Raw genomic sequence first — 25,488 nt, 5'->3', positions numbered from 1 at the left:
GCTAACCTCCGAGAAACAACCTCGTAAGAGTTATAATCACCGGGAGTATAATTTTTCCGACCAGGCCTGTAAAGACGAGAGCAACCAGAAATATAAAACCCAAATATTCATAGCGAAGGTAGATATAGGCCAGACGAGAAGGAAGTATTCCAGCCAGAATACGACTCCCATCCAGAGGCGGTATCGGAAGAAGGTTGAATAGGGCTAAACCTATGTTGATTTGAACTCCTATATAAAGCATGGTTGAAACAATCTTCCCAAAATCTAGGGTGAGAGGACCAAGAAGGGGATACATACCAGAGAGGAAATGCGGCAGGATTCGGTAGAGGAAAGCCATGCCGAAAGCCAGAATGAAATTGGCTACCGGACCGGCCAGGCCTACCAACATCATATCCTGCCTGGGGTTTCGAAAGTAAGTCGGATTTACCGGTACGGGTTTAGCCCAACCTATGGCCTGAGTCAGAAACAGGACCAAAGTGCCTATAGGATCCATGTGTTTCAAGGGGTTCAGGCTGAGGCGTCCGGCGGCCTTGGCCGTAGGATCTCCTAAGCGCCAGGCCACCCAGCCGTGAGCCAGCTCATGGAACACGATGGCTGCCAGTAAGGCCGGGAGAATAATTAGAAATTCGCCGATACGGGATAAGATCATAAATCCGAAATCTAACATTTTTTCAATAGGCGGCCAACCAAGGCTAGTTCCTCTTCCCGGCTACTAACCTTTCCGTCAAGACGGGCATAAAGGAGATTTTGTAGGATTTTCCTCATCTGAGGGCCGGGAGGGATGCCCAGAACTTTGAGGTCTTCTCCGGTGAGATGAGGTTTCACTTCTTTTAAGGCCAAAAATTCCTTTAATCGTTCTCCAAAGTCCTTTTCAACACTTGCAGTGGCTATGAGGACAGGGAGAGAAAAACCCGAAAGAAGCCTAAATCTTTGGCTAGGTTTGGTAGCGGCCAATATGTTGGGTAAAAGTTCTTGCAATTTTAGCCACTCGCCTTGAAACTCCAGGGCTTCTTTTTCTGAAAGTCCTAGTTTTTGGGAAAGAGCCGCTTCAGCCCGAGTTAAACTTAGGATGAGACCTTTCAGAAGGACTTTGGCCGAGGTCTTCTCATTCATGATTTTTAAGCTTTTTTCTAGGAAAGCGGGGGGTTCAGGAAGACCCAAAGCCTGGAGTACCCCTAGACTCTCGAGACACAAAATAACCCTTTCGGGAGCTCTCTCAGAGAGCACGCGCAGGAGTTCTCCACGGATACGAGCTGAGGTAAGGAGATTTAAGGCATCCTGAGTCCAGGCCCTTCCTAGGGCTCCTATAGTTTCCTTAGCCAGATCGAACTCGAAACGCACGGCATAACGGGCGGCCCGAAAAATACGAGTAGGATCGTCCACAAAGGAATTCATATGAAGAACCCGTATAAGGCCGCTCTCGAGGTCAAAGAGGCCTCCGAAGGGATCAAGGAGCTTTTCCTTGAAAGGCCCTGAAAGTCCCACAGCCATAGCGTTTATGGTGAAATCTCGACGGTAGAGGTCCTCCGAGATGCTCCCCGGGGAGACCTTTGGGAGGGCCGCCGGCCGGGGATAAACCTCTTTGCGAGCGGTTACGAGATCCAACTCTCCTCCGGGAAAAACAATTTTATATGTGAGGAAAGGAGACCGAGCCTTGATTTCTCCAGAAAGGGCACGGCTTAGGGCCCGAGCGTATTCTTCAGCCTCACCCTCTACTACGAGATCGAGGTCCTTGACGGGTTTTTCCAAAAAAAAATCCCTGACCGGTCCGCCTACTACATAAACTGCGAGTTTGAGTTCTTCAGCTATCTCCGCGGCCCTAGATAGGGTTTCCGCCCAGCCTGTAAAGACAATGAAACGCTTAAAAGGAAAGGTCTTAGCCTCGAGGGTGATGTTTTTCATGTATTTTTCGGAGATTTTTGAGATCAAGATGGGTGTAAATCTGCGTGGTGGAAAGACTGGCATGCCCCAACATCATCTGGACAGCTCGTAAATCCGCTCCTCCTTCAAGTAGATGGGTGGCGAAGGAATGCCGCAAAACATGAGGGGAGATTTCGGTATCTATACCCACTTTGCGGGCATAATCTTTGATAATCTGCCAGAAACGCTGTCGAGTAAGGGGTTTCCCGTAGCGGTTTAGGAAGACCTGAGGAGGGTCAGAGCGTCCTGAAAGGAGTTTAGGACGAGCCTCCCGGATATAGCGTTCCAGATATTCTCGGGCAAAGTCTCCTAGTGGGACCAGTCTCTCTTTGGAGCCTTTGCCAAAGACTCGCACGAAGCCTGCCGAAAGATTGAGCTGAGAGAAAGTAAGGGCTACCAGTTCCGAGACACGAAGACCGGTAGCATAAAGGGTCTCAAGCATGGCTTTGTCTCTCAAACCTCGGGGGGTCGAAGTGTCAGGAGCGGAAAGTAGCCTTTCGACCTCATTTATAGTAAGTACCTTGGGCAATCGCTGAGGGAGTTTGGGGCTTTCTACCAAAAGCAGAGGGTTGTTGGTGAAACCTTTCTCCAGTTCAAGAAATCGAAAAAAACTCCTCAAGGCCGAGAGTTTTCGAGCCACACTTGAGGAAGAGAGCTTTCGTCTTTTTAAGCTCTCTAGAAAGAGAAGTATCGTCTCTATCGAGACTTCCTTGAGGTCGTCTATCCCTTCTTTTTCGAGAAACTCTTTGAAATCCCCAAGATCCCGGGCATATGATTGCAGGGTGTTCTCGGAGAGATTCCTTTCTAGGGTCAGGTATTCCAGAAAGGCCACAATTTCAGCTTGCATTAGGCGGAAAGTTCCTCCAGTACTTTCCTAGCGGTACGCTTTATCTTCTCGTTTTCGCTCATGAGACTAAGAGTTCTCACCTTGGCTTGGAAACCCTGGCGCTCAAGCGGTCCCTTCTCCGGGGCCACTTTGGCCAAGGTTTCCATGGCCTCGCAGACGATAGCCTCATCTCCGGCTTCGAGCAATAAGAGCAGGGTGTTCCAGTCCTCAGGGAGGCCATAGGCCTTTACATATTCCCGGGCCACCTTGGTAAACCTCTGGGTGCCGTAGGCGTTCTTAAGGCGTTTTAAGGCCTTCTCATGCTCCGGTTTGCCCTTTTTACCGGCAAAAAGCTTTTCCACTTCTTTGAGATACTTTTCCTTGAGCCAGGAGGAACGGTTTATGGATTTTTGAGCCGTTTCCCTTTCCCTTTTCTCACGTAAACGGGCATGGAGACTGCGATCTCTAAGGCGATCAATTTCGCGCCATGAAGGCCGCTTAGCGTAATGATCGTCATCAAAATCATCAAAGATTACGCTCATACCCACCTCCTAAGACAATCTACCTGGTAGTATTTGCGTGCTGGAAGTTCAACAGCCGTGAGCTTTCCTCCGTAAACACAACCCGTATCTATGCCTATCCTATCCGGAAGATCCAGTGGTTCTGGAAAAGGCGTATGTCCAAATACTATAGTTTTTTCGAACTTTCCTGGATAGTAATAAAAACTTTCCCGGATCCAAAGAAGGTCTTCCTCGTCCTGTTTATCAAAGGGAATTCCGGGTCGAATACCGGCATGCACGAAAAAGAAATCCTTGGTCTCATAATACAGAGGAAGCGATTCTAGAAAGTTTAAGTCCTCCTCAGGGATGTTAAGTTTCCCCCGTTCAAAGTAGTCTCTGAGAGTGATCTCCCCTCCGTTATAGAGAAAAACCGCGGATTCTATACCTTTAAGATATCTTTTAAACATCCATTCATGGTTTCCCGAAAGGGCTATCACTTTGTTAGGATATTCGGTTACGAGTTTCTTCACCATCTCGATCACTTTTCTGGGAGAAGGCCCTCGATCTATATAATCCCCTAAAAAGATCAACAAATCCTTTCCCCATTCCACCGGAAGCCTATCAAGCAGGGCTTCCAGTGCCTCCGCACATCCGTGGACATCACCGACTGCAAATATCTTCATATTGCGAGGACGAAGCGAGAACGTCGTTCATCAAGGCGTTTAAGCCCTACCTCTCGAGCAAACCTAAGGGCTTCTTCATACTCCTCTTGGCTTAAAGATCGATCAAGCGGGGGATATTTCCAGGCTTCTCCGCAGGGACGATATTGATCCATAAGATTTACGTAAGTGTCAGGCGATATTTCCTGGGCTATAAAAGAAAGGACCTCTTTGGTTCCGGAAAGATTCCCCGGAAGCACTAGATGTCTTACCAGAAGCCCTCTTACTGCTACTCCATCCTCTATGACTAGGTCTCCCACCTGACGGTGCATCTCCTTCAAGGCCTCTTTCGCCTTTCTCGGATAGTCCGTGACCTTGGAGAGTCTTGCGGCCACCTTCTCTTCCGCATATTTGATATCCGGCATATAGATATCCACGATATCTTCAAGAAGCCGCAAAGTCTCTACGGATTCATAGCCGCCACAGTTATAAACCAAAGGAAGCCTTAAACCCTCCTTGGCCGCAAGTTTTAACGCTTCCACAATAAAGGGGATCTGATGGGTAGGGGTAACTAGATTGATATTATGGCAGCCCCGGGCTTGAAGAAGCAACATGATACGGGCCAAGTCTTCTACGGAAATTTCTTCTCCCTCTCCGAGATGACTTATCTCCCAGTTCTGGCAGTACACGCAGGCCATATTACAGTAGGTGAAAAAGATGGTACCAGAGCCCCCGAAACCTACGAGGGGGTCTTCCTCTCCGAAATGTGGGCCGTAACTAGAAACCATAGGTCTAGCCCCCACTTGACATAGCCCCTTTTCTCCAGAAAGCCTATCCACTCCGCACTCGTTAGGACAAAGGAGACAGGGACTTATACGGGCGTAAAGGGCATTTATGCGACGATCTAGCTCTCCGGACTCGATTAGTTTCAAGTACGAGGGTTCAAACACTTAACAACTCCGCCCAATGCTTTACTTCTGGAGGGACTTTAAGAAGTTTTCTCAATTTAAGATAACAACCCGTACAGGCGGTGACAAGAAGGGAAGGACCGAGTTCCATAAGTTTTTCGAGAAATGGTTTCGGAAGCTGGTTTTCAAAAAGAAGCCTTTTAGGGGTTACAGAACCGCAGCAAAGATTTATTTGAGACCCTTGGAACGAAATTTGGGGTTTAAATTCTTTCAAATGGCAAGGAATGTGTATAGCTAAGTCATCCACTTGAAAAGGCCAAGTAGAGACCTTCGGGCTAAGGTGGCTCAGGGCTTCCTCTACACGTTGAGCTACCGAATGGACTTTTTTTTCTTCCTTGGTATCTGAAAAGACCAAGGGATAAACTTTCTTGAACATCCACAGGCAAGAAGCGCAAAGGGTAAGAATGGGGCCTTCGGTCTGAGATAGGACTTCAAGGGTGTTTCGGGACTGCTCAAGGAATACTTTTTTTCTTCCGATGGAGGCCGCCGGAAGCCCACAACAAAGAGGTCTGGTAACTCCCGGCGAGTATCCCATGCCTTTTAGAAACAGGATCAGCTTGTGGGTGGCTTTGGGATAAAGGTATTCCGCTCCACAGGAAAGGAAGATGGTAACATCGCCCTTTTCTGGAAGTTTTAGGTTTTGACTGAACGTCCGGGAAGCTCGTTTCGGAAGCTGATCTGTACAGAGCTTGTCAAGCAACGTCCCTTCTTTGGGAAGCCAGGTAAGAAGAGGGCCTTTAGAAATAGGGATTTTTGAGGAAGAAGGATCTTCCAATTTTTTTAAAAAGACAAGTTCGGGAAGCGGTACCCGGTTAGGGCAAGCGTTTTCACAGTTTCCACAGGCAAGACAGGTTTCCAGGGCCGGATGCTCCCAAAGGCCGGCCTCAAAGAGAAAAATCCTTCCCCGTGGCGAAAAGAATTCTCGTTGGGTGGCCACATAAGTAGGACAGACTGCCAGACATCGGCCACAGCGACTACAAAGGGCGAGCTCAGGCCTTTTCATCCGGATCTACAAACTGATCGAGCCACCAGGAAGCCCAGTCGGTCTCAAGGATGGCTTCGGCAAGCTGGCGTCCGCTTTCGGTCTTAAGGCGTCTTTTGGCGTAGGCCAGCCACCGCGGCGCATAAGGGTTACCGAGATCCTTCTGCTCTTTGAGCATGATCATGAGATCAAGTTGGTCGGCATCCCGGGCCAGCCTGGCCTCAAGGCTTTTCTGAGCCAAATATTCTTCAAGGAGTTGTTTCCCTTCCTCCTCAAAAGGTAGGCCGGAAAGGGTATCCTGGAAGGCCCTTTTTTCGTCCGCGCTATCATAGAGTTTGTTTACAGAATTAAGATCTCCTATACGGGCCTCAGCAAGATCGTGCAGGATGGCCATTTTAATGACCTTTTCGGTATCAGCCTCTGGGACAAGTTCCGCCAGAAGCCAGGCACAGAAGATCACTCCAAAGCTGTGAGCCGCTACACTCTCCTCGCCGCTACCTAGATAGGCGTAACCCGTGCGCTTTAGGTGTTTCAACATAGCGGCCTCAAATAGGGCCTTGGCGTAACGATGGAAGGCACTCATAGCTTTAAAAGTAAAAGCTTACGCCTCTCCTGTAAAGTTGAATTTTTGTGTGCCAAATGTCACGGAGAGCCATCCGGAGAAAAAGACCCTTTGGGATTTGAAAAAGCGGGTCTCAGAGAAGAGGAAATAATAGCCGTTATCGGCGTAGTCGTCCCAGTTGCAAAATAAAATAAGAATAAGCCTTCTTGCCTTGAAGGCCATTTTTTGGTAAGGGAGGGATAAAAGTCTGGGGAGGATAGTCATGAAACCGAATGCCGCCGATTACCTTTCACGTGAGGAATTCGAAGCTCTCCAACTAAGACGCCTCAAGGAGACCGTTACCAGAGTTTACAATTTAGTGCCCTTCTATAAGGCCAAATTTGATGAGGTTGGTATCAGGCCTCAGGATATCCGAAGTCTCGAGGACATCAAAAATTTGCCTTTTACCACCAAACAGGATCTACGGGATCACTATCCCTTCGGGTTGCTCGCAGTCCCCATGGATCAGGTAGTGCGGATCCACTCCTCTTCCGGGACTACGGGTAAGCCTACGGTGGTGGCCTATACCGAACACGACATGAAGGTCTGGATTGAGGTCATGATGCGGTCCCTCCTTATGGCCCGAGTGGGCCCGGGAGATGTGGTCCACAATGCTTATGGTTATGGGCTATTTACCGGAGGTCTCGGGTTCCACTACGGGGCCGAGGCCCTTGGGGCGGCGGTGGTGCCTTCAAGCGTGGGTTTCACCAAGCGTCAGCTCATGCTTATGCGGGATTTCGGGGCTACCATTCTCTGTTCCACCCCTTCCTACGCCCTGCATCTTGCGGAAGTGGCCGAGGAGGAAGGGTTCGATCCCCGAAACGATTTTAAGCTCCGAGCGGGCTTCTTCGGAGCCGAACCGGCCTCGGAAGGCCTGAGACAGGCGGTGGCCGAGGCCTGGGGCATTAAATATTTTGAGGCTTACGGTCTTTCGGAGATCATTGGTCCGGGGGTAGCAGCTTCTTGTGAGTACGGGGAACTTCACATTTTTGAAGATCATTTCTATCCCGAGATCATAGATCCCGCGACCGGAGAGGTGCTTCCAGAGGGCGAGGAGGGCGAGTTGGTCTTTACCACCCTTACCAAGCAGGCCCTACCCCTCATTCGCTACCGTACCAGGGACATCTCGCGGATCTATCGGGAGCCTTGCCGTTGCGGACGGACTATCCTTCGCATGGGGAAAGTGGTTGGCCGAAGCGACGATATGCTCATCGTCTCTGGAGTAAACGTCTTCCCCTCTCAGGTGGAGCACGTGCTCACCAAGGTAGAAGGCCTTACCCCCAATTACGTCATTGTGGTGGACAAGCGAGGAGTACTTGATGTCCTTGAGGTCTGGGTGGAGGTGGACGAACGCATCTTTACCGGGGATCTGGGATCTCTTGAAAATCTCAAACACAAACTCGAGGAAGAACTGGCCAATCACCTATTTTTGAGAGCCAGGGTTAAATTGGTTGAACCCAAAACCCTGGAACGTTCTATGGGCAAGGCCAAGAGGGTTATTGATCGTCGTGAATTACAGGAAAAACTTGGAGGTTAGCCATGCGAAGCCAATACGCCATAAAACAGCTTTCGATCTTTCTTGAAAACCGTAAGGGGCGTCTTAAGGAACTCACCGAGACCCTCTATAAGGCTCAGGTGAACATCCGTGCGCTTGCGCTTGCCGAAAGTGCGGAGTTCGGGATCCTGCGGCTAGTGGTGGACAATCCGGAGAAGGCCCGTAGTGTCCTTTCGGCGGCTGGTTTTACCGTTAAGGAGCAAAGCGTCTTTGCGGTGGAGGTGGAGGACAAACCGGGTGGTTTCTATCAGGTGGTAAAGCTTCTCTCTGAAGCTGACATCAATGTGGATTATACCTACGCCTTTGTGGGAGGCGGTGACCGAGCGGTTTTGGTCTTCAAGGTCCCTGACGAGAATTTTGATAAGGCCCTTGAGGTGGTCTATAAAGGTGGTATCAAATTGGTGGAGCCCATTTTCTTTTACGGAAGTTAGACTCCTAATTTAAGGCTTTTCGCCGATCATATGAAGAAATTCCTCTTCATTAATGATCTTGAGTCCTAGGGCCCGGGCGCGATCGTATTTGGAGCCCGGGTTCTCCCCCACTACTACATAGTCCACGTTCCTCGAAACTGAAGAAGTTACTCTTCCCCCAAGGGCCTGCACTTTCCGCTTGGCCTCTTCCCGAGACATACTCTTCAAGGCCCCGGTAAATACAAAAGTAAGGCCGGCAAGGTTCTTTCCCTCTGCCACCTCCTCCACCGTTTTTTCTTCCTCAAAAGTGAGGCCCGCCTTTCGAAACTTTTCTAAGGTCTGGAGGTTTCTTTCGTTGCGAAACCATTCCCAAATCGCACGGGCGGCTTCGGGCCCAATGCCAGGAACGCTCATGAGATCGGTCAGGGAAGCCTTTTTGATAGTTTCAAGGTTTTTGAAGTGTTGAGCCAGAAGCTGGGCCGTTACCTCACCCACGTGTCTTATGCCGAGGGCATATAGGAAGCGAGAAAGGGTGGTCTTTTTGCTCCTCTGGATGGCCTCGTAGAGATTACGGGCCTTTTTAAGGGCAAAGCCTGGAAGCTGTAGGAAGTCCTCTACCTTGAGATAGTAAAGATCCGCTATGTCCTGAACTAGACCGGCGTCCACTAAGGCCTGGGCTACTTTGGTTCCCAGACCTTCAATATCCATGGCCGCCCGGCTGGCGAAATGTATAAGATGGCGCACCAGTTGACCGTAACAACCCTTATTGGGGCATCTCCAGACGGCCTCGCCGGGTTTGCGTATCAGTTTGCTTCCGCAAACCGGACATTTTTCGGGCATCTTGAAGGGCTTCTCGTTGCCGGTTCGCCGCTCTTTAATAACCATGACTACTTCGGGGATGACATCTCCGGCCCGTTGGACCAGGACCCAGTCTCCGATGCGAATGTCCTTGCGACGGATCTCATCCTCATTGTGAAGGGTGGCCCGTGAGACCACCACTCCTCCAACTTGCACGGGTTTCAGAATGGCCACCGGAGTTACGGCCCCGGTTCGTCCCACCTGCACGATGATGTCAAGGACCTGCGTGGTGACCTGAGTAGGGGGGAATTTGTAGGCCAGGGCGTAACGAGGACTGCGGGCCTTGGTGCCAAGTTTTTCCCAAAGAGAAAGATCGTTCACCTTGATGACGATACCGTCTATCTCGTAGGGTAACTCCTCGCGTTTTCTCTCCATCTCGTGGTGGTAAGCAATGGCTTCGTGGATGTTTTTGACCTTGCGGACCATTGGATTGACCTTGAGGCCCCATTTGGGAAGGGTGGTCAAGATCTCCCACTGGCTCTTGAACTCGTAACCCTCAACCCTTCCTACTCCGTAAAAAAAGACGTCCAAAGGACGTTTGGCGGTGACATTGGGATCGAGCTGTCGCAGGGAGCCCGCGGCCGCGTTGCGCGGATTGGCAAAAGGGGGTTCTCCTTTGCTCAATCGTTCTTCGTTTAGCTTTTTGAAGTCCTCTTTCCTCATGAAAACCTCTCCCCGGGCCTCAAGAAGCTGGGGTAGAGGAAGATCTCCCTCTGAAAAGAGTCTCAGGGGTATGCTCTTTATGGTCTTGATATTATTAGTGACATCTTCGCCGGTGTAGCCATCTCCGCGGGTGGAGCCCACCGTGAGACTCCCGTTCTCGTAAACTACTTCCACCGCCACGCCGTCCATTTTGGGTTCAACCGTGTATTCTATTTCGGCATCCTTCGGGAGGTTGAGGAATCTTTTTATACGTTTATCAAATTCAAGGACTTCTTTTTCGGAAAAGGCGTCGTCAAGCGAGAGCATGGGAATATAATGTGGCACCTGCCGGAATTCTTTGGCTGGAGGATAACCGACCCGCTGGGTAGGAGAATCCGGAGTGATTAGCTCAGGGTACTTAGCCTCGAGCTCCTTGAGTTCCCGCATGAGGGCGTCGTATTCTGCATCCGAGATCACCGGCGAATCCAGGACATAATACCGATAATTGTGGTATTCGATTTCTTTCCGCAGTTGGTTGACCCGCTCAATAACTTCGGGGGGAATAGTCTTCTTTTCGTCGGCAGCCATCTTTCCTCCTCCCGCTTTAGGGAAGACTTCTTATGAAATTATAGGTCTTTCGGAAGTATTTTAAAAGCTCATCCGGTGCTATAGTTAAGCCGTGAGATTTGAAAGGTTAGACTTGGCATATACTCTTTTTTCAGGATTGGTTTGTCCTTTTTATTTTCTGGCTCAATTGAAGAAGAAAAGAAGGGTCTATTTGCGAAAAAGATGGCATCCTCGCTTCGATGATTTGTCGCCTAAAAAAGAACGTATTTGGATCCATACCCTTTCGGTAGGAGAGCTTCAGGCCGCAGGTACCTTGCTCAAAGGACTCCGCAAACGCTTTCCTCAATACGAGCTAGTGCTCACAGCCACTACGACTTCCGGACTCAAACTGGCCAAAGAGAGATTTTCGAACCTGGCCCGGGTCCATCCCTCGCCCCTGCATTGTCCACGGAGCCTCAAGCGCTATTTTTCGGCCATAAGGCCTCGACTTTTCATCCTAGTCGAGACCGATGTCTGGCCGGATCTCGTGGGTTTCGCTAAGGCTGCCGGAGTACCATTGATACTGGCTAATGGCGCCATTTCGGAAAAAGCCTACCGAAGACTTAGAAGATTTAGGTTTTTGGCTCGTTTCCTTTACAGGCCTTTTGCGGTACTGGCCATGGCCAGCGAGGAGGACCGTATTCGTATGGAGGCCCTCTCTCCGGGCCCCCGGGTCCTCTTCTTAGGCAATCTGAAGTACGATTTTCCGCCTCCCAACAAGGAAGAAATCGAGGCCTTGCGCCAGGATCTTTCGGCCTTTGTTTCTCCGCCGGTGATAGTGTGTGGTTCCACCCATGCCGGAGAGGAAGAACTGATCCTTAAAGCCTTCAAAAGGCTTCCCCATGGTACGCTCATTCTCTGCCCCCGGCATCCCGAGAGAGCCGCCGAAGTAAAAGCCCTTTCCGAAAGACTGGGCTTTGAGACCGCTCTGCGCTCAAGGCCTTCCCCGGCCAGGGTTTTGGTGGTAGATACCCTGGGGGAGCTGAGGGCTCTATATGCTCTGGCGGAGGTGGCTTTCGTGGGAGGCACCTTGGTTCCAGTGGGGGGACATAATCTTCTTGAGCCTGCGGCTTTGAGTGTTCCGGTCCTCTTCGGTCCTTATGTAGAGAGCATAGCTTCGGTAGCCCGCGAGCTTGAGGCCGAGGGAGGAGGTGAAAAGGTAAAGCCGGATCCGGAGGCCCTGGCCATGGCCATGAAAAGATTTTTGAAGGAGTCCAGGGATCGGGGAGAGCGCGCTTTGAAGGTTTTTTCAAGGCACCGGGGAGCCCTTGAGCGTTACCTCAATTTGATAGCCAATTTCTTGGACAAAGGAGGACGTGCCTGATGGACAAAGCTTTAAAGATCGCCCATTTCATGAGAGAGCACGACAAGGTGGCGGTCTGGCTCGGGGTAGATTTACTTGAAGTTCGCCCGGGCTACGCCCGTGTGGCCATTACGGTAAGGGAAGACATGCTTAACGCCGCTGGAGTCTGTCAGGGAGGGGTAACCTTTTCACTTGCGGACTTTGCCTTTGCCGTGGCTTCAAATAGTCATGGGAAACTGGCGCTGGCGGTCTCGGCCCAAATATATTATCCGGCTTCGTCTAGACTTGGGGATCGTCTGATCGCCGAGGCCCGTGAGGTAAACCTCACCGAAAAGACCGGTATATATGAAGTTGAAGTCCGCAAGGAGGACGGTACCCTGGTGGCCTTTTTTACCGGACAAGTGGTAAGGCGAGATATGGAACTCAAGGTAGATTAGCCCTTATCGCCAAGGCCAGAAAACGGTCTTTTTCCTGAAACATGAGTTTTTTGCGGACGAGATCTTGGAGAAAGACCTTAATCTTTTCTCCGGAAAGGTTGGGGAAGGCGGAAGTTATATCCCCAAGGCTTCGGGGTTCGGTAAGAAACAAATAAATGGCCCGCGAGAGGCCTTTCAGGCGGTGGTGAAGAACCCGCCCCTGGGGGGTTACCTGACGGATAAGAATGAAGTCCAGGCCTTCGCGATAAGTGAGAAGAGGCCCCTTCTCCTCCCTGAGCCTGGACCAGATTTTTTGCCAGCCTTTCACCTTTTCGATGACCGGCCGCCAAAGCTGAGTTTGTTTCCTGCGATCTCCGCTATAGGATAAAATTAAGGGTTTGAGGCGCTTGCGTAGCTCTTCTGGAAAGAGGTAACTATAATAAGGATGAGGATAAAGACGGGAGAGGCCGAAGTCCGTAGGATTTCTAAAAATGGGACTCCCATATCCCAACCAGAAGGAGACCGTGGTAAGAGGCCGAAAGGGAAAGACGTAATCTAGGGCAGAGAGGGTCTCTTGAATTTCTTCTTCGGTGCTCCCCGGAAAATGGCATATAAGATTGGCCGAGAGTTCAAGACCGGTCTCTTCACAATGGCGCATGGCGGCTACATTGGCCATGGCGGTTGTGCCTTTGCCCAGGCGTTTGAGAAGCGAAGTTGAAAGGGCCTCGATACCTATCTGAACCCAATAGAGGCCCCCTTTTCGCATTCGACGGTATTCCTCTGCGGTATAAATGGCTCGTAGCTCGGCAAAGATGCGATAATCCCGCCCCTCTCCGGCCAAGTTTTCAAAGAGTTCAAGGGCCTGAGATCTGTCAAGACAGTTATCCATGAAGGCGAAATCGAGAAGTCCGGCTTCGGCGTGGCGTCTTATGTCGTAAAGCACGTTTTTCATCGGCCTCAGACGATAGCCGTGCCACTGGAGATTGAGGTTGCAGAAGCGGCACTTTCCCCACCAGCAACCCCGTGAGGCTTCTAGAGAGATCAGCGGAAAAAATCGCTTTTCTGGAGGAAGGAGATTCAATTCTCGGAAGTAGTCCTCATAGATGGGGGAAGGAATTTCCTCAGGAGAAAGTTCCCAAAAACCTTGTCCAGAGATCTTGCCATCTTCCCGGAAAAAGAGGCCCGGGACATCCGAGGGCTTAGTTCCCGATGAAAGGGCTTTCAAGAGTTCGGTGAGGGGCTTTTCACCTTCACCGTTTATTACAAAATCAATAAAAGGAAAGACTTCAAGATAGCTTCGGCCCAGATCTTCGGCACAAAGGGCGCCCCCGAATACGATCTTGAGATGTGGGAAGGCCTTCTTCAGTCTTTGGGCGGCCCATAGGGAGAGAGTCAACTGGTTCAAACATACGGAAAAGCCTACTATCTGGAATGTCTTCCAAGGAAGACGTCGGAGATAAATGGAAAGGGTCTCTTCAGTAATAGCCAAGACTTCTTCATAGGTTTGCTTAAGATCCTCCTTGCGGGCAAGCTTCTGAAATAGTTTTCGGGCCCGGGGTCGCATTTCCGGAAAGAGGAGTCCGGCCCCCACGCTTTCTGAAAGCCAGGAGGAATCGCTTATTTTTTGATACTCTTTATAACCCAGGGCCTGTGCCAAAAAGAGGTAGGGATGAAAGGTTTTGACCTCGATTTCCGGCAGATGCTTTCTGAGATAGCCCTTGAGTACACCGAGCTGAATCGAGGGTCGATTAAAAAGGGGCCAGGGCATGGATATGAGGGCTATCTTCATGGAGTAGGCCTCTTGTTTTTCGTCCCTTTTTAACCTATGGTTTAGGTAAGTGTAAAGGAGGGGAGCCCATGGCGGAAGTAAGAGAGCTAACTCCTGAGGATCTCAGGGTAACCGTAGACCCCAAAACTCTCGGCGTAGAGTCTTCGGAAGAACTCCTTCGGGAAGAGCCTCCGATGGTCATGGCTCAGGAAAGGGCCCTGGCGGCCCTCTCCCTGGGAATAAAGCTGGATGATTCCGATTTTCATATCTATGTGGCCGGTGAGATGGAGCTAGGAGCGAATTATATCACTCGAGTTCTGGTTGAGGAGGAGGCCAAAAAAAGGCCCACGCCTTCGGACTGGTGTTACGTCTATAACTTCGAGGATCCGGATCGCCCTAAAGCCCTTGAGCTTCCGGCCGGCAAAGGCCGGGAATTCAAGAAGGATATGGAGCGTTTCATCACGGCCCTGCGTGAAAGGATTCCCGAGGCCTTTGAGGATGAGACTTACGTCCAAAAGAAAGAAGCCCTGCTCCGGGAATTCAACCAGCGTAGGTCTAAGATCTTTGAAGAACTCGAGAGCAAGGTCAAGGCCGAAGGCTTTGTCCTAAATGTGGAACCCATGGGTATGATGATTATTCCGGCCAAACCTGATGGTACCCCCATGACTCCTCAGGACGTCCAAGATCTTCCCGAGGAGGAGAAGGAGAGGCTTAAGGCCAAAAGCAAGGAACTTCAGCAGGAACTGAATGCCACTGTAAGAAATATCCAGAAACTCGAAAAGGAATTACATGAGGCCTTGAAGAATCTTGATCGGGAAGTGGCCTCTCAGGTTATCACAATCCATCTCCAGGAATTGAACCAAAAGTATGCCCACCTCACTCCTGTGGTCACCTATCTTGAGGAAGTCGCCAAGGACATCCTGGAGCATCTTGATGAGTTCCGTCAAGCCCCTGGGAAGGAGGCCCCGCACCCTCCGTTTCCCGTCCCCACGCCTCCCCGGGAGTCCATTTTTACTCGGTATGAAGTCAATCTCTTTGTGGATAATGCTGGTAAAGAAGGAGCTCCGGTGATTTTTGAACCCAATCCTACCTATCCTCGACTTTTCGGGGCCATTGAGCGCAAGGCCCAGTTCGGGGCCCTTATTACGGATTTCACCATGCTTCGGGCTGGAAGCCTTCACCGGGCAAACGGGGGTTTCATTATCATTCGGGCCATCGATATTCTAAGGAATTTCTATTGCTGGGAGACCTTGAAACGCATTATAAAAAGTGGAAAAATCTTTTTAGAGGATCTCGGTGAACAACTCGGGCTTTTCACTACCAAGACCCTCCGTCCCAAGCCCATCCCCTTTAGGGCCAAAGTGATTCTCATAGGAGATCTCTTCCTTTATCATCTTCTCTATACTTATGACGAAACCTTTCGAGAACTCTTCAAAATCAAGGCCCCGCTTGAGGAATGGGTGGACCGCAATGAGGAGCGCACCCGGGAATTTCTCCGTACGGTGGCCTTTGTAGTCAAAAAGAAAGGGCTCAAGCCCGTCTCCGCAGATGGTCTGGCCCGACTTGTAGAGTATGCCTGTGAGATCTCTGGCCGCAAGGATAAGCTCACCCTGAAACTCTCCGAGATCTTTGATACCCTAAGGGAAGCCGATTTCTGGGCCGAAAAGGAAGGGGCTGAAAGGATTACTGCCGCTCACCTGGAGAAGGCCATTGAGGAACGTCGCCGAAGGCTTTCTCTCCTTGAAGACCGTATCCACGAGGTTATTCAAAAGGATCTCATTAAAATCAAGACCACCGGAGAGGAAGTGGGTAGCATAAATGGGCTTTCGGTCTATGACCTTGGAGACTATCGGTTCGGACGGCCAACGCGTATTACGGTGAACATCTCTCTTGGAAAAGAGGGCGTGGTCAATATCGAACGGGAAGCCGAACTTTCCGGAAAGATACATACCAAAGGGGTGATGATCCTTTCCGGTTTTCTCAGGGAGCGTTTCATTCAGGATAAACCCCTTACCCTTTCGGCCACCCTCTGTTTCGAACAGAGCTACGGTCTGGTAGAAGGGGACTCGGCCTCCAGTGCCGAGCTTTTTGCTCTACTTTCGGCCCTTGCTGGCGTGCCCATCAAACAGGGCATTGCGGTTACGGGCTCCGTGAGCCAAAAAGGCGAAATACAGCCCGTGGGAGGAGTTAACGAAAAGATCGAGGGTTTCTTTAAAGTCTGCGCCGAGCGTGGGCTTACCGGTGAGCAGGGGGTGATCATTCCTCAGGCTAACGTCAATGATCTCATGCTCAAAAAAGAAATCGTGGCTGCGGTGGCCGAAGGCAAGTTTCACATCTGGCCCATCTCACGGGTGGAAGAGGGGATAGCTATCTTGACCGGTATGCCTGCGGGAGAGCCTGGGCCCGACGGCCGATACCCGGAGGGAACGGTCTTCTACCTAGTTGACAAGCGCCTCCGGGAACTGGCCGAACGGGCCCGGGAGTTCGCCAAACCAGAGAACTCTCAGGGCAAAACTTAAGCTCGGCTTACCCTCCCAGTTTCGGGGTCTTACCCTTGTGCCAAAGGTAAACTATGGGGCTGGCCACAAAGACCGAGCTGTAAGTTCCCACGATTACGCCCAGGAAGAGGGCTAAGGCAAAGTCTCTTAGCACTACCCCTCCAAAAATAAGAATAGAAAGGATCACCAACATGGTGGTGAGGGTAGTGATAATGGTCCGGGCCAGCATCTCGTTTACGCTCCGGTTTATGATCTCGGAAAAAGGCGTACGCTCCCCCAGCTTTCGGATGTTTTCCCGGATACGGTCAAAGATAACCACGGTATCCGTAAGGGAGTAACCGGCGAGGGTTAGGAGGGCCGTTACTAGAAGAAGAGATATTTCCCGGTTGAGAAGATAGAAAATACCCAGAACCGCCAGCACGTCATGAAAGGTGGCCACGGCCGCCGCAACCCCGAAACTGATCTTGAACCGAAAGGCCAAGTAAAGGATAAAACCGACCAGCGAGATCAAGATGGCAATGATGGCCTTGCGCTTCAATTCTTTGCTTATGGCCGAACCGATTTCTTCTTTTCCTATGAGTTTAAACTTGAGCTCTGGAAACTTTTCTGAAAGGACCTTGCTTATAAGTTTTTCAGTCTTCCCCACGGTTTCAGTTTTTTCCCGTACTCTTACTAGTAGAAGATTTTCGTTCTTTACGTCCTGTAGTTGTATGCCTTTGAGACCGGTTTCGGAAAGGACTTTACGGATGGCATCAAGCTTGAAGGCCTTTTCGGCCTTGTAGTAAGCCAAAACTCCTCCTCCAAAATCCACACCTAGGTTAGCCACTCCACGCGAAATCTGTACGAAGGCCAAGAGGCCCAAAGCTACTAGTGCGCCCGAGAGGGCGAAGCAGAATCGGCGAGCGGCCATGAAATTGATCTTGGGTTTGCCAATGATCTGCAGGAAATTGATGCGTGGAGTCTTGCCTTTCGCGATCAAGGCATCATAGACAATGCGGGTGGCGAAGATGGCCGTAAAGAGGTTGATCACGATACCGGCAGAAAGAGTGACCGCGAAACCCTTTATGGGGCCGGTTCCGAAGAGGAAGAGGGCCAGAGCCGTGATCAAGGTGGTCACATGGGCGTCCACAATGGTCCAGAACGCCCGGTCGTAACCGGCGTTAATGGCCGCCCGCGGCGGACGTCCCAAGAGAAGCTCTTCCCGCATACGTTCGAAGATGAGGACGTTAGAGTCCACACCCATACCCATGGTGAGGATGATTCCGGCGATTCCCGGCAGAGTGAGAGTGGCCCGGAATAGGCTCAGGACCGCGAGCAAGAAGAGGACGTTGAGGACTAGGGCTACGTCTGCAACGAAACCCGAAAAACGATAATAGATGATCATGAAGACCAGAACCGCTACGCCACCGATTACACCCGAAAGAAGCCCCTTATGGATGGAATCTCGTCCCAAGGTGGGCCCGACGGTAATGTTCTGAATGACCTCCACAGGCGCCGGGAGGGCTCCGGCTCGCAATACGATGGCGAGATCCGAGGCCTCCTCGTAGGTAAAACCTCCCGAGATCTGAGCTTGGCCTCCGGGTATGCGTTCCCTAATTACCGGGGCCGAACGTACTACATTATCCAGCACGATAGCCAGTCTTCGGCCTACGTTTTCTCCGGTAATCCTTTCAAAGATCCTGGCTCCACGGGAGGTTAGGGTTAGAGAGACGTAGGGTTCATTGTAAGGCCCTCCTATGCGCACATGAGCGGTCTTGACCATGTCTCCGGTAAGAAGGGCCCGGCGATGGAGAATAATGAGCCTTTTAATAGTTCTTCCGGTGTCCCGATCTCGGGTGACCCAGAAATAGATCTCGTCTCCGGGGGGAAGATAGGACCGAAGAATACGGTTCAGATCCTCACGGGTATAATTGGGTTTGAGGCGGCCATCCTTCAGGGCCTGATCTATAAGACGATAATAGAAATCGATCTTCTGCATAGCCTCTTCATCTACTAACTTGAACTCGAGTTGGGCGGTCTGTCCGATGAGTTTCAAGGCCCGTTCGGGGTCTTTAACTCCCGGGAGTTGAACTACGATCTTGTCCTTGCCCTGACGCACGATTACTGGTTCGGTAACTCCGAACTGGTCAATTCGGTTTCTGATAACCTCAAGACTTTGTTCTACCGCATGCTCCCGAATGAATTGGGCCCGTTCGGCAGAAAGGGCCACTTTTATCTCGGGATATTTTCCAGGCCTTTCCTCCAGGATTTTGAGTTCAGGATACTCACGGTCGATCAGATCTTTGGCTCGGGCAAAGTCCTTTTCGTTCCCAAAAGAGAGTACAAAACCCTCAGGAGCCTCTTTGATGACTACTTTAATACCATGCTTTCCCAAGGCTTCCCTGAGATCCTGAACAGAGGCGTTGAGGGCGTTGTGGATGGCCTTGTCCACATCCACCTTGAGGACCACGTGCATCCCGCCCTGAAGATCGAGTCCGAGCTTGAGTCTTGCACCATAGACGTACTTCTTGAACCAGGAAGGAAGATTTTGATAAAAAGAAGGCAAAACTAGGATCACTGAGACCAGGGTAAGAATCGCCACCAGAAGGACCTTCCACTTGAGATAGCGCGGCATAAAAAGACCTCCTTGCCTTTAGGTTTCTTTACGGATGGTTTTCTCCTATACCAAAACTAAGAATTTGGCAAGCTTGAAGAACAAAGACCTATCTTGAGATTTCTCAAGTTCTTGCGTAAAAGTGCAAAAAAATCTAAATTCCGATCTTCAGGCAAAAGAGGTAATCCGGGGTTGAGAGTAAAAACTCGAACTCGCCTTTTTTTCTGAAACAGAGGTAGATATTTCCGGAAAGAGGGATCCAAAAGGAAAACGACAGAAATATTTTCTCTTTTCATGAGTTCCAAGGTTTCATGTAGTCTTCTGGGAGGAACTTCTCCTTCAGGATGGGGACCGGCCAGGGCCACTTCTTCAAGTCCGGCCTCCCGCAGAAAATATCCTAGGGCCGCATGTCCCAAAATGACCACTTTTTTGGTCTGACAGGTGGCAAGCGTTTTTAGTTCCCGCCTTATGTTCTCAATCTCTCCTAGCACTTCCTGAGCCCGCTTTTCAAAAGCTACCTTTTCCGAAGGCTTAAGAGAAATCAAAGTCCTTGAGAGCTTCTGCACAAAAGTCTCCACGATCTCCAAGTCGAGCCAAAGATGGGGATTTTCGACCTCGATATCCTGGGTAAGGAAAAGAGTTTTTTTCCTCAGCTCAGCCCGTTTCAGCCAGGGTTCTGTGCCCACTGCCAGGATGAGATCACTTTCATAAAGGATCCTAAAATCCTTAAAACCGGGTTCGAAGTGGTGAAAATCCGCTCCCGGCGGGATCAGTAAATGAATTCTTTCCTCGGGAGCAAGCCTCCTAGCCAGGTCATAAAGAGGGAAATTAGTGGCCGTGATAGTGATCCCAAGGGCCGAAACAGCCTTAAATAGAAACAAACAAATCAGCAATAGAACTTTATTCAAAACTAAGTTTAGTTTCACTGGAAGGGAAAATAATCTGGTCCTCTCCATAGGACAGAGACTCCCTTATAAAGTACTTGGAAATAAGTCATATGCATAGTAGGTGAGATTTCCCCCCTCTGAGGATGGGCTTGTTAACATAGTCCATTCAAAATAATTTTCCATTTTTGCTCCAAGATATTACTTTAACAAGCAACTAAGCTTCCGGCCAGAGGACAAGTACTTGTCCGGGAAGGATACGATTGGAAGAAAGATTGTTCCACACTTTTAGCTTTTGCAATGGCACACCAAATTTTTGAGAAATTTTCCAAAGAGTATCTCCTTTTTTGACCTTGTAGTAGGTAGCTTTTAAGCCTGTTTGGGAAACCTTCAGTTCTGCCACATAGAAACTTACCTGCTCCGGATAAGGGATAACTAAAGTCTGTCCCACCCTTATGAGATTACCTTCGAGGCCGTTCATTCTTTTTAAAACTTTAAGAGGGACCTTATAATACGAAGCTATCCTTAGAAGGGTCTCTCCCTTTCGTACTCGATGGTAGAGACGTTTACGATGATACACAAATTTGACTTGAGAAAGATATTTCTCAACCATTTCCGCCGTACCAAAGGGAACCTTTACCGGATAGGAAGCCATATAGGGTGGGGTCTTGGCCCGTCGAAGTTCGGCATTGAGGGTTTTGATGGTTTTATAATCTACCCCTGCCGCCAAAGCTACTACTCGTAGATCTGTACCTCCGGGCACCTCCACGGTCTCATAGTCTAGGGGAGGATCATACTTCACGAAAAAGCCATATTTTTCAGGATTTTTGGCTATAACTAAGGCCGCTAACCATTTAGGAAGATAATTCTTAGTTTCCCTACGAAGATAGCGATAACGACAGAGTTTCCAATAATCTCGGGTACGATATCTCAATATAGCCCGAGTAATCTTACCCTCGCCGGCATTATAAGCCGCACAAGCTAGGCGCCAGTCGCCGAATATGCCATAAAGATCCGACAGATAAAGGGCCGCGGCTTCAGTAGCTTTTTCAGGGTCTCTACGCTCGTCTATCCAATAATTGATCTTAAGGCCATACTTTCGGGCCGTACCCCTCATGAACTGCCAAATACCACAAGCCCCGGCCCTAGAATAAGCGAAGGGATTGAATCCGCTTTCTATCATAGCCAGATAAGCTAAATCTTCAGGAAGGTCATATCGTGAAAAGATATTCCTGATAAGGGGCAAATAACGCCCGGAACGTCTGAGCCAATTTTCAAAAGTCTTCCTTTTTTTTACACTAAAGTAGTAAATAAAATAATTTATCTGATCATTGAGATTGGGGGGCAATTCTTCGGAGACTATTTCTTCTGGAAGAAGCTCAAGATTTTCTTCGATTAAATTCTCATCATTGTAGTCTCCAGGCAAAAAAATCTTCTGTTCGAAAGCCAAAACTTGAGTAATAAGACCAAATGATATCCAGATATAAAACAGACCTATAATCGTAGTTTTCGATATTTGCATGGCCTTTTTTATAGCTAGAATTGCAATTAAAGTCAATTCTTGAAAGAATCTTGTTTTTTATCTTGACAAACAATTTAAAGAAGCTATTCTTTTAGAAGAATTTTTATTTGGGAGAGAAGGGATGTTGGATAAAGATAAAATTGATTATTATCGAAGATTAGGCTTAAAGATTACTCCTCAGAGGCTAGCCATCTTGGAATATCTAGAGGGTAACACCTCTCATCCAACGGCCGAGGACATATATCGCCATGTAAGTGAAAAGTTTCCCAGTATGTCTTTTGCTACCGTTTATAATACCTTGGAGGCCCTAAAAGAAAAAGGCTTGATCACTGAATTGAATATTGAGGGGGGTAGGAAAAGGTTCGATCCTAATCCTCAACCTCACCATCATTTTGTATGTACTAAATGTGGAAAGATAATTGATATTTGTAAATCTTTAGATTTAAAAATTCAGAATTTTGATCAAATGGGTTTAATTATAGAAAAGTTTCAGATTTTTTTCTATGGAAGATGTTCTAAATGTAAATAGATCCTTTTTTGAGCTTTAATCTTGGATAGGTCTATTTCGAACCGACTCTTTTACAATAAATTTATTTCTTCATTTTAAAACTTCCCTCTTGACTTTCATTTTCGATTTTTCTAAAAGAGAGAAACGAGGGGGTTTAAAAACTCTATATAAGGAGGTTTCTATGAATAAGGCTGAATTGGTTTCTAAAATGGCTGAGATCTCTGGCATGACCAAAGCCTCGGCTGAAAAAGCTTTGAATGCTTTTATAGAGGCTGTAGGAGAAGCCCTTGGGAAAGGCGAAAAGGTCACTCTGGTGGGATTCGGTACCTTTATGGTCACTAAACGAGCCGCTCGAAAGGGCCGTAATCCCAGAACCGGAGAAGAGATAAAGATCCCTGCTAGGAAAATAGTAAAATTTAAGCCCGGAAGCAACCTAGAGTCTATAGTTAACAAGAAGAAATAAGCTAATTTATCAAAAAGGGGGGGTTATCCCCCCTTAATTAAAACTTTATTGTAAGAGAATGTACTTTTTGTTCTCTTAGATACCTAAGTTCGAGATTATCTCCCTTCTTTTTGAAAGTAAGAATAATCTTTAAGTCTGCTACACTTTTTAATCTTTGACCATCAGCAGAAACCAAGATATCTCCCTTTTTAAGACCGACTTTATAGGCAGGAGTCTCTTTTTCTACTTTTGCAATCCTTAACCCTTCCTCAATCTCTTCAAGCCATACTCCCAGTCGAGCGGTAAAAGGAGGTGCTACCGGTTCGGGGTAAAGGATGTAGTCGGCGAAACCGGCGGTAACTTTTTCGTTTCCCCCGAGGACTAGAGTGGCCACTGAGGAGATTCCGCGCCTTTTAATTCTAGAAGGGATACCATAGCCATACATTATATGGCCTTTGCCTGCTAAGATGATCATCTGATACTCAGGATTCTCCGAGAGCCAGCGTGAAGCAGCTTCGGCCATACCCTCATCCCAAAGGAGTTGGGCTTGATAAAAAAATTCAAATTTAGGGAATTCGTAAGCGAATTCTCGATGCTTCTTATAAATCTCAAAAAGATAGGCTCGATAGGCCTCGTTTGAAAAATCTATCTCGGGAAGATCGGCCTTTTCTTCCAGACTCAAACTCTCAAGTCCTGAGCGGGCCACTTTTTTAGTAATTTCGTAAGGAATATTGAGGGCTACTACTGGGATTCCGTTCTTTTTAGCATAATCTAAAATGGGTTTGTAAAGCTTCCAGTCAAAACGCCAACGTTTAAAGTATTCCGTCCTTTTGAGAAATTCCTGTTCACTTATCTCTCCAGAGAGATAAAGATCCAGATATTTTTGAAAAGGTTGTTGAAACATCTCCATACCGATGGCGATCTTGTGACCATGGTTATGAAGCCATTTTATAATTTCGAGCTGAGCCAAATGATGCTCGTAGCGATTATGTTCCTCGCCCACCAAGATAACCCGGCTCAAAGAGACCTGCCGTATGATTTCATCCAGGGAAAGGAGCTTTTTGAGCGGCAATCCAGTAATTCCGGCCTCGAGTGAAAGCCTCAGACCTTCGATTCCAACTTCTTTATCTTTCTCAAGTGTTCGCCCTTCTCTGAAATAAAGGCGAGCATAACGCCAAAGATGAGGTAGCTTTGAAATTACGGCCGTTATTTCATTTTCATCTTGGGCCTTGGCCACCATGATCACCCTTTGAGGAAAGTTTGGGTTCTCCTTTACTTCCAGAAGAAAACCTTCTTTAATTTTCCGATCAGGGAAGAGAAAACCTATTCCACCTGGGAGTTTTCCGAAATAAACTAAATTTTCTCGTTCATTAGCTGGTTCCGGAGGAGGCCCAAAGACTACTTCATATCCCGACTTTTTTAATATATGTATGATGGGTCGGTAAATCAGCCAGTCTTCCTTTTCAAGCCATATCTTTCCTGGAGACGAAAGGACCCGGCCTAAATTGGGAGGCAGCTCTGCTTCCGACAGAGTCCTCCAGATATCATAATCCGGATCTAAGATGACTTCTTGAGGTTTGGCGTTAAGGGTAATCTCTATCTCCTTTTTGAAATCCTTTAAAAGGATCCTTTTTGTGATTCTTTCCTGGTTGGTATTAATCAAAAGAGAAAGCTCAAGATCATAATAAGGGGCTTCCTGATAGATGGTTAGTCCCAGACGATAATTGCCTTGCTCATCTTTGACTAGGTATCTTTTGGTTAAGCCCAGTTTCGGTTTTCCTTTACGGGTAAGCCATTGTCGAAAGAAGTTCGAGAGGTCCTTTCGAGAGTATTTTTCAAAAATCTTTCTCAAATCTTCCCAGTCAGCCTTTCGATATCGGTATTCTAAGTATATGGCCTTGATAGAAGTCTCAAAACTCTGCTCTCCAATTTGCTGTTTCAACATATGAAAAAAGAAAGCTCCTTTCCCATAGCCTAGTGCCTGAGTACAGCGGTCTTTACGAACATCGAAGTTCATAAGAGGCAAAGGATCTTCACCCGCACACCACGTCTCATGAGCTATTAAAAGATCTTTGCGATAATCTTTCCCCTGGCCCTTTTCTTCAGAGGCCCTGTAATCCGCGAGATAGGTAACTAACCCTTCCGACCAATTTCCTTTATCAGGATATACACTACATCCGAACCACTGATGGAGTATTTCGTGGGACAAAGAAGTTTTCAAGATGAAAGGCAGTCTTATAACCTTGCTTCCAAAGAGCACAAGAGTAGGGTAGGAATAGCCTACTTCATGAGAGATCTCTACGATGGAAAGTCTGCGATAAGGGTAGGGGCCAATTAATTTTTCATAAGTTTTTAAGGCTCGGAGAGCATTTTCAAGATAATTTCGAGCAAGTTCCGGATCCGGCACCTTCAAGTATAAGGCCAGGGTTCGATTATGCCAGGTACGGTAGTAATACTCATACTTTCCAAAAATTAAAGGTGGGGCTGGTGAGGGATGAAAAAGAGAAAAATTATATATCTTCACTTTTTTTTGCTTCTGGACTTTCAGCTCTTCAGCAGAGGTAATTACTTTATATTTGTTGGGGACAGAGACTCGAAGGCTATAAATAGCTAAGTCTTCCGGAGCTGGAAACCAGTTTCCCAATAAAAGTCCTTCTTCTTTAGAAATAAACCCTTTGGTGTGGGCAAAATTTTTCGAAGGAAAATAGGCCCTGAAGTGGATTTCCAGAAATTGATTTTTGCCTACCGAAAGCACTCGAAAACGACCATTTTCGATTTCTGGTCTGATAAGTTTTTTCCCTAGAAGTACTTTCTGAAGGATTAAATTTCTGACATTTATCCAAGTAACCTTTCCCTGGGGCAGGAGAACCACGCTTTTGCCGGTTATAGTATGGTCTTGCGGATTGATATTAATCCAAACCGAAACCCTTGGAATATTGTTTTTTGGGGCTGCTTTTAAAGCAGAGGTATTTAAAAATAAAATTGCAAAAATTATTCCAAAGAATGAAATCCTTTTCATAAATTAGG

General features: G+C 48.3%; 22 protein-coding genes. 8 read left to right on the top strand and 14 right to left on the bottom strand.

Going from position 1 to position 25,488, the window contains the following annotated elements; genetic code table 11:
- Nucleotide 1 precedes the first annotated feature (1 nt).
- Genes TDIS_RS05950 through TDIS_RS05915 form a run of 8 tightly spaced genes read right to left on the bottom strand, consistent with a single transcriptional unit; the run spans nucleotide 2 to nucleotide 6,438 of the window.
- The gene (locus tag TDIS_RS05950) at nucleotides 2-649 is read right to left on the bottom strand and encodes a site-2 protease family protein (RefSeq protein WP_153303786.1); all 648 of its coding nucleotides are present in this window, start codon (nucleotides 647-649) and stop codon (nucleotides 2-4) included.
- An 11-nt stretch (nucleotides 650-660) separates the two neighbouring features.
- A complete protein-coding gene (locus TDIS_RS05945; protein ID WP_084270993.1) occupies nucleotides 661-1,965 on the bottom strand; it encodes a CCA tRNA nucleotidyltransferase in 1,305 nt (434 codons plus the stop codon).
- Nucleotides 1,877-2,767: a site-specific tyrosine recombinase XerD gene (xerD, locus tag TDIS_RS05940; protein WP_068670341.1), complete on the bottom strand. Its 891-nt coding sequence runs from the start codon at nucleotides 2,765-2,767 to the stop codon at nucleotides 1,877-1,879. Before xerD ends, TDIS_RS05945 begins: the two co-directional genes overlap by 89 nt.
- Nucleotides 2,767-3,288, bottom strand: coding sequence for a hypothetical protein (locus TDIS_RS05935; protein WP_068670339.1), 522 nt, complete (start codon nucleotides 3,286-3,288; stop codon nucleotides 2,767-2,769). Before TDIS_RS05935 ends, xerD begins: the two co-directional genes overlap by 1 nt.
- A complete protein-coding gene (locus tag TDIS_RS05930; protein WP_068670334.1) occupies nucleotides 3,285-3,929 on the bottom strand; it encodes a metallophosphoesterase family protein in 645 nt (214 codons plus the stop codon). The genes TDIS_RS05935 and TDIS_RS05930 overlap by 4 nt, the downstream gene beginning before the upstream one ends.
- Nucleotides 3,926-4,855 (bottom strand): radical SAM protein, encoded by a 930-nt coding sequence (locus tag TDIS_RS05925; protein WP_068670332.1) that lies wholly within the window; start codon nucleotides 4,853-4,855, stop codon nucleotides 3,926-3,928. Before TDIS_RS05925 ends, TDIS_RS05930 begins: the two co-directional genes overlap by 4 nt.
- Complete coding sequence (locus TDIS_RS05920; protein WP_068670330.1) at nucleotides 4,848-5,876, bottom strand: (Fe-S)-binding protein; 1,029 nt, start codon at nucleotides 5,874-5,876, stop codon at nucleotides 4,848-4,850. The genes TDIS_RS05925 and TDIS_RS05920 overlap by 8 nt, the downstream gene beginning before the upstream one ends.
- Nucleotides 5,863-6,438 (bottom strand): HD domain-containing protein, encoded by a 576-nt coding sequence (locus TDIS_RS05915; RefSeq protein WP_068670328.1) that lies wholly within the window; start codon nucleotides 6,436-6,438, stop codon nucleotides 5,863-5,865. The genes TDIS_RS05920 and TDIS_RS05915 overlap by 14 nt, the downstream gene beginning before the upstream one ends.
- A 241-nt stretch (nucleotides 6,439-6,679) precedes the next feature.
- Here TDIS_RS05915 and TDIS_RS05905 point away from each other — a divergent pair, with 241 nt between their 5' ends.
- The gene (locus TDIS_RS05905) at nucleotides 6,680-7,993 is read left to right on the top strand and encodes a phenylacetate--CoA ligase family protein (RefSeq protein WP_068670322.1); all 1,314 of its coding nucleotides are present in this window, start codon (nucleotides 6,680-6,682) and stop codon (nucleotides 7,991-7,993) included.
- A 2-nt stretch (nucleotides 7,994-7,995) separates the two neighbouring features.
- Nucleotides 7,996-8,442: an acetolactate synthase gene (locus TDIS_RS05900; RefSeq protein WP_068670321.1), complete on the top strand. Its 447-nt coding sequence runs from the start codon at nucleotides 7,996-7,998 to the stop codon at nucleotides 8,440-8,442.
- Between the two features lie 9 nt (nucleotides 8,443-8,451).
- Here the strand turns inward: TDIS_RS05900 and ligA are convergent, their stop codons facing one another.
- A complete protein-coding gene (ligA, locus tag TDIS_RS05895; RefSeq protein ID WP_068670319.1) occupies nucleotides 8,452-10,509 on the bottom strand; it encodes an NAD-dependent DNA ligase LigA in 2,058 nt (685 codons plus the stop codon).
- Between the two features lie 190 nt (nucleotides 10,510-10,699).
- On the opposite strand from ligA, the gene TDIS_RS05890 reads away from it, so the two are divergent.
- The gene (locus tag TDIS_RS05890) at nucleotides 10,700-11,851 is read left to right on the top strand and encodes a 3-deoxy-D-manno-octulosonic acid transferase (RefSeq protein WP_161939488.1); all 1,152 of its coding nucleotides are present in this window, start codon (nucleotides 10,700-10,702) and stop codon (nucleotides 11,849-11,851) included.
- Nucleotides 11,851-12,267, top strand: a complete 417-nt coding sequence (gene paaI / locus TDIS_RS05885) for a hydroxyphenylacetyl-CoA thioesterase PaaI (protein ID WP_068670315.1) — start codon at nucleotides 11,851-11,853, stop codon at nucleotides 12,265-12,267. Before TDIS_RS05890 ends, paaI begins: the two co-directional genes overlap by 1 nt.
- Here the strand turns inward: paaI and TDIS_RS05880 are convergent.
- Nucleotides 12,254-14,035: a RiPP maturation radical SAM C-methyltransferase gene (locus tag TDIS_RS05880; protein WP_068670313.1), complete on the bottom strand. Its 1,782-nt coding sequence runs from the start codon at nucleotides 14,033-14,035 to the stop codon at nucleotides 12,254-12,256. The genes paaI and TDIS_RS05880 overlap by 14 nt on opposite strands.
- Nucleotides 14,036-14,103: 68 nt before the next feature.
- On the opposite strand from TDIS_RS05880, the gene TDIS_RS05875 reads away from it, so the two are divergent.
- Nucleotides 14,104-16,533, top strand: a complete 2,430-nt coding sequence (locus tag TDIS_RS05875; RefSeq protein WP_068670311.1) for a Lon protease family protein — start codon at nucleotides 14,104-14,106, stop codon at nucleotides 16,531-16,533.
- 7 nt (nucleotides 16,534-16,540) lie between these two features.
- Here TDIS_RS05875 and TDIS_RS05870 read toward each other — a convergent pair whose 3' ends face one another.
- From TDIS_RS05870 to TDIS_RS05860, 3 genes are all read right to left on the bottom strand, one after another.
- Entirely contained in the window at nucleotides 16,541-19,126 is a 2,586-nt protein-coding gene (locus TDIS_RS05870; RefSeq protein WP_068670309.1) for a protein translocase subunit SecDF, read from the bottom strand.
- A gap of 56 nt (nucleotides 19,127-19,182) precedes the next feature.
- On the bottom strand, nucleotides 19,183-19,998 hold the full coding sequence (locus TDIS_RS05865; RefSeq protein WP_161939487.1) for a metal ABC transporter substrate-binding protein: 816 nt from the start codon (nucleotides 19,996-19,998) through the stop codon (nucleotides 19,183-19,185).
- Between the two features lie 208 nt (nucleotides 19,999-20,206).
- A complete protein-coding gene (locus tag TDIS_RS05860) occupies nucleotides 20,207-21,511 on the bottom strand; it encodes a lytic transglycosylase domain-containing protein (protein WP_068670305.1) in 1,305 nt (434 codons plus the stop codon).
- A 121-nt stretch (nucleotides 21,512-21,632) separates the two neighbouring features.
- On the opposite strand from TDIS_RS05860, the gene TDIS_RS05855 reads away from it, so the two are divergent.
- Nucleotides 21,633-22,040, top strand: a complete 408-nt coding sequence (locus TDIS_RS05855) for a Fur family transcriptional regulator (protein ID WP_068670300.1) — start codon at nucleotides 21,633-21,635, stop codon at nucleotides 22,038-22,040.
- 160 nt (nucleotides 22,041-22,200) lie between these two features.
- Nucleotides 22,201-22,482, top strand: coding sequence for an HU family DNA-binding protein (locus tag TDIS_RS05850; protein ID WP_068670296.1), 282 nt, complete (start codon nucleotides 22,201-22,203; stop codon nucleotides 22,480-22,482).
- A gap of 37 nt (nucleotides 22,483-22,519) precedes the next feature.
- Here TDIS_RS05850 and TDIS_RS05845 read toward each other — a convergent pair whose 3' ends face one another.
- Nucleotides 22,520-25,333 (bottom strand): ChaN family lipoprotein, encoded by a 2,814-nt coding sequence (locus TDIS_RS05845; protein ID WP_161939486.1) that lies wholly within the window; start codon nucleotides 25,331-25,333, stop codon nucleotides 22,520-22,522.
- A 4-nt stretch (nucleotides 25,334-25,337) separates the two neighbouring features.
- Here TDIS_RS05845 and TDIS_RS11165 point away from each other — a divergent pair, with 4 nt between their 5' ends.
- Nucleotides 25,338-25,487, top strand: coding sequence for a hypothetical protein (locus TDIS_RS11165; protein WP_161939485.1), 150 nt, complete (start codon nucleotides 25,338-25,340; stop codon nucleotides 25,485-25,487).
- Nucleotide 25,488 lies beyond the last annotated feature (1 nt).

It is taken from the genome of Thermosulfurimonas dismutans (assembly GCF_001652585.1).
In the GTDB taxonomy this organism is placed as follows: domain Bacteria; phylum Desulfobacterota; class Thermodesulfobacteria; order Thermodesulfobacteriales; family Thermodesulfobacteriaceae; genus Thermosulfurimonas; species Thermosulfurimonas dismutans.
The sequence above is the reverse complement of the archived record's forward strand: the minus strand, read 5'-3'. Positions and strand labels throughout refer to the sequence as shown.

Excerpts from the sequence above, each read along its gene's own strand:
- TDIS_RS05950 (WP_153303786.1), bottom strand. The coding sequence starts at position 649 with ATGATCTTATCCCGTATCGGCGAATTTCTAATTATTCTCCCGGCCTTA.
- TDIS_RS05945 (WP_084270993.1), bottom strand. The coding sequence starts at position 1,965 with ATGCCAGTCTTTCCACCACGCAGATTTACACCCATCTTGATCTCAAAA.
- xerD (WP_068670341.1), bottom strand. The coding sequence starts at position 2,767 with ATGCAAGCTGAAATTGTGGCCTTTCTGGAATACCTGACCCTAGAAAGG.
- TDIS_RS05935 (WP_068670339.1), bottom strand. The coding sequence starts at position 3,288 with ATGAGCGTAATCTTTGATGATTTTGATGACGATCATTACGCTAAGCGG.
- TDIS_RS05930 (WP_068670334.1), bottom strand. The coding sequence starts at position 3,929 with ATGAAGATATTTGCAGTCGGTGATGTCCACGGATGTGCGGAGGCACTG.
- TDIS_RS05920 (WP_068670330.1), bottom strand. The coding sequence starts at position 5,876 with ATGAAAAGGCCTGAGCTCGCCCTTTGTAGTCGCTGTGGCCGATGTCTG.
- TDIS_RS05915 (WP_068670328.1), bottom strand. The coding sequence starts at position 6,438 with ATGAGTGCCTTCCATCGTTACGCCAAGGCCCTATTTGAGGCCGCTATG.
- TDIS_RS05905 (WP_068670322.1), top strand. The coding sequence starts at position 6,680 with ATGAAACCGAATGCCGCCGATTACCTTTCACGTGAGGAATTCGAAGCT.
- TDIS_RS05900 (WP_068670321.1), top strand. The coding sequence starts at position 7,996 with ATGCGAAGCCAATACGCCATAAAACAGCTTTCGATCTTTCTTGAAAAC.
- ligA (WP_068670319.1), bottom strand. The coding sequence starts at position 10,509 with ATGGCTGCCGACGAAAAGAAGACTATTCCCCCCGAAGTTATTGAGCGG.
- paaI (WP_068670315.1), top strand. The coding sequence starts at position 11,851 with ATGGACAAAGCTTTAAAGATCGCCCATTTCATGAGAGAGCACGACAAG.
- TDIS_RS05880 (WP_068670313.1), bottom strand. The coding sequence starts at position 14,035 with ATGAAGATAGCCCTCATATCCATGCCCTGGCCCCTTTTTAATCGACCC.
- TDIS_RS05875 (WP_068670311.1), top strand. The coding sequence starts at position 14,104 with ATGGCGGAAGTAAGAGAGCTAACTCCTGAGGATCTCAGGGTAACCGTA.
- TDIS_RS05870 (WP_068670309.1), bottom strand. The coding sequence starts at position 19,126 with ATGCCGCGCTATCTCAAGTGGAAGGTCCTTCTGGTGGCGATTCTTACC.
- TDIS_RS05860 (WP_068670305.1), bottom strand. The coding sequence starts at position 21,511 with ATGCAAATATCGAAAACTACGATTATAGGTCTGTTTTATATCTGGATA.
- TDIS_RS05855 (WP_068670300.1), top strand. The coding sequence starts at position 21,633 with ATGTTGGATAAAGATAAAATTGATTATTATCGAAGATTAGGCTTAAAG.
- TDIS_RS05850 (WP_068670296.1), top strand. The coding sequence starts at position 22,201 with ATGAATAAGGCTGAATTGGTTTCTAAAATGGCTGAGATCTCTGGCATG.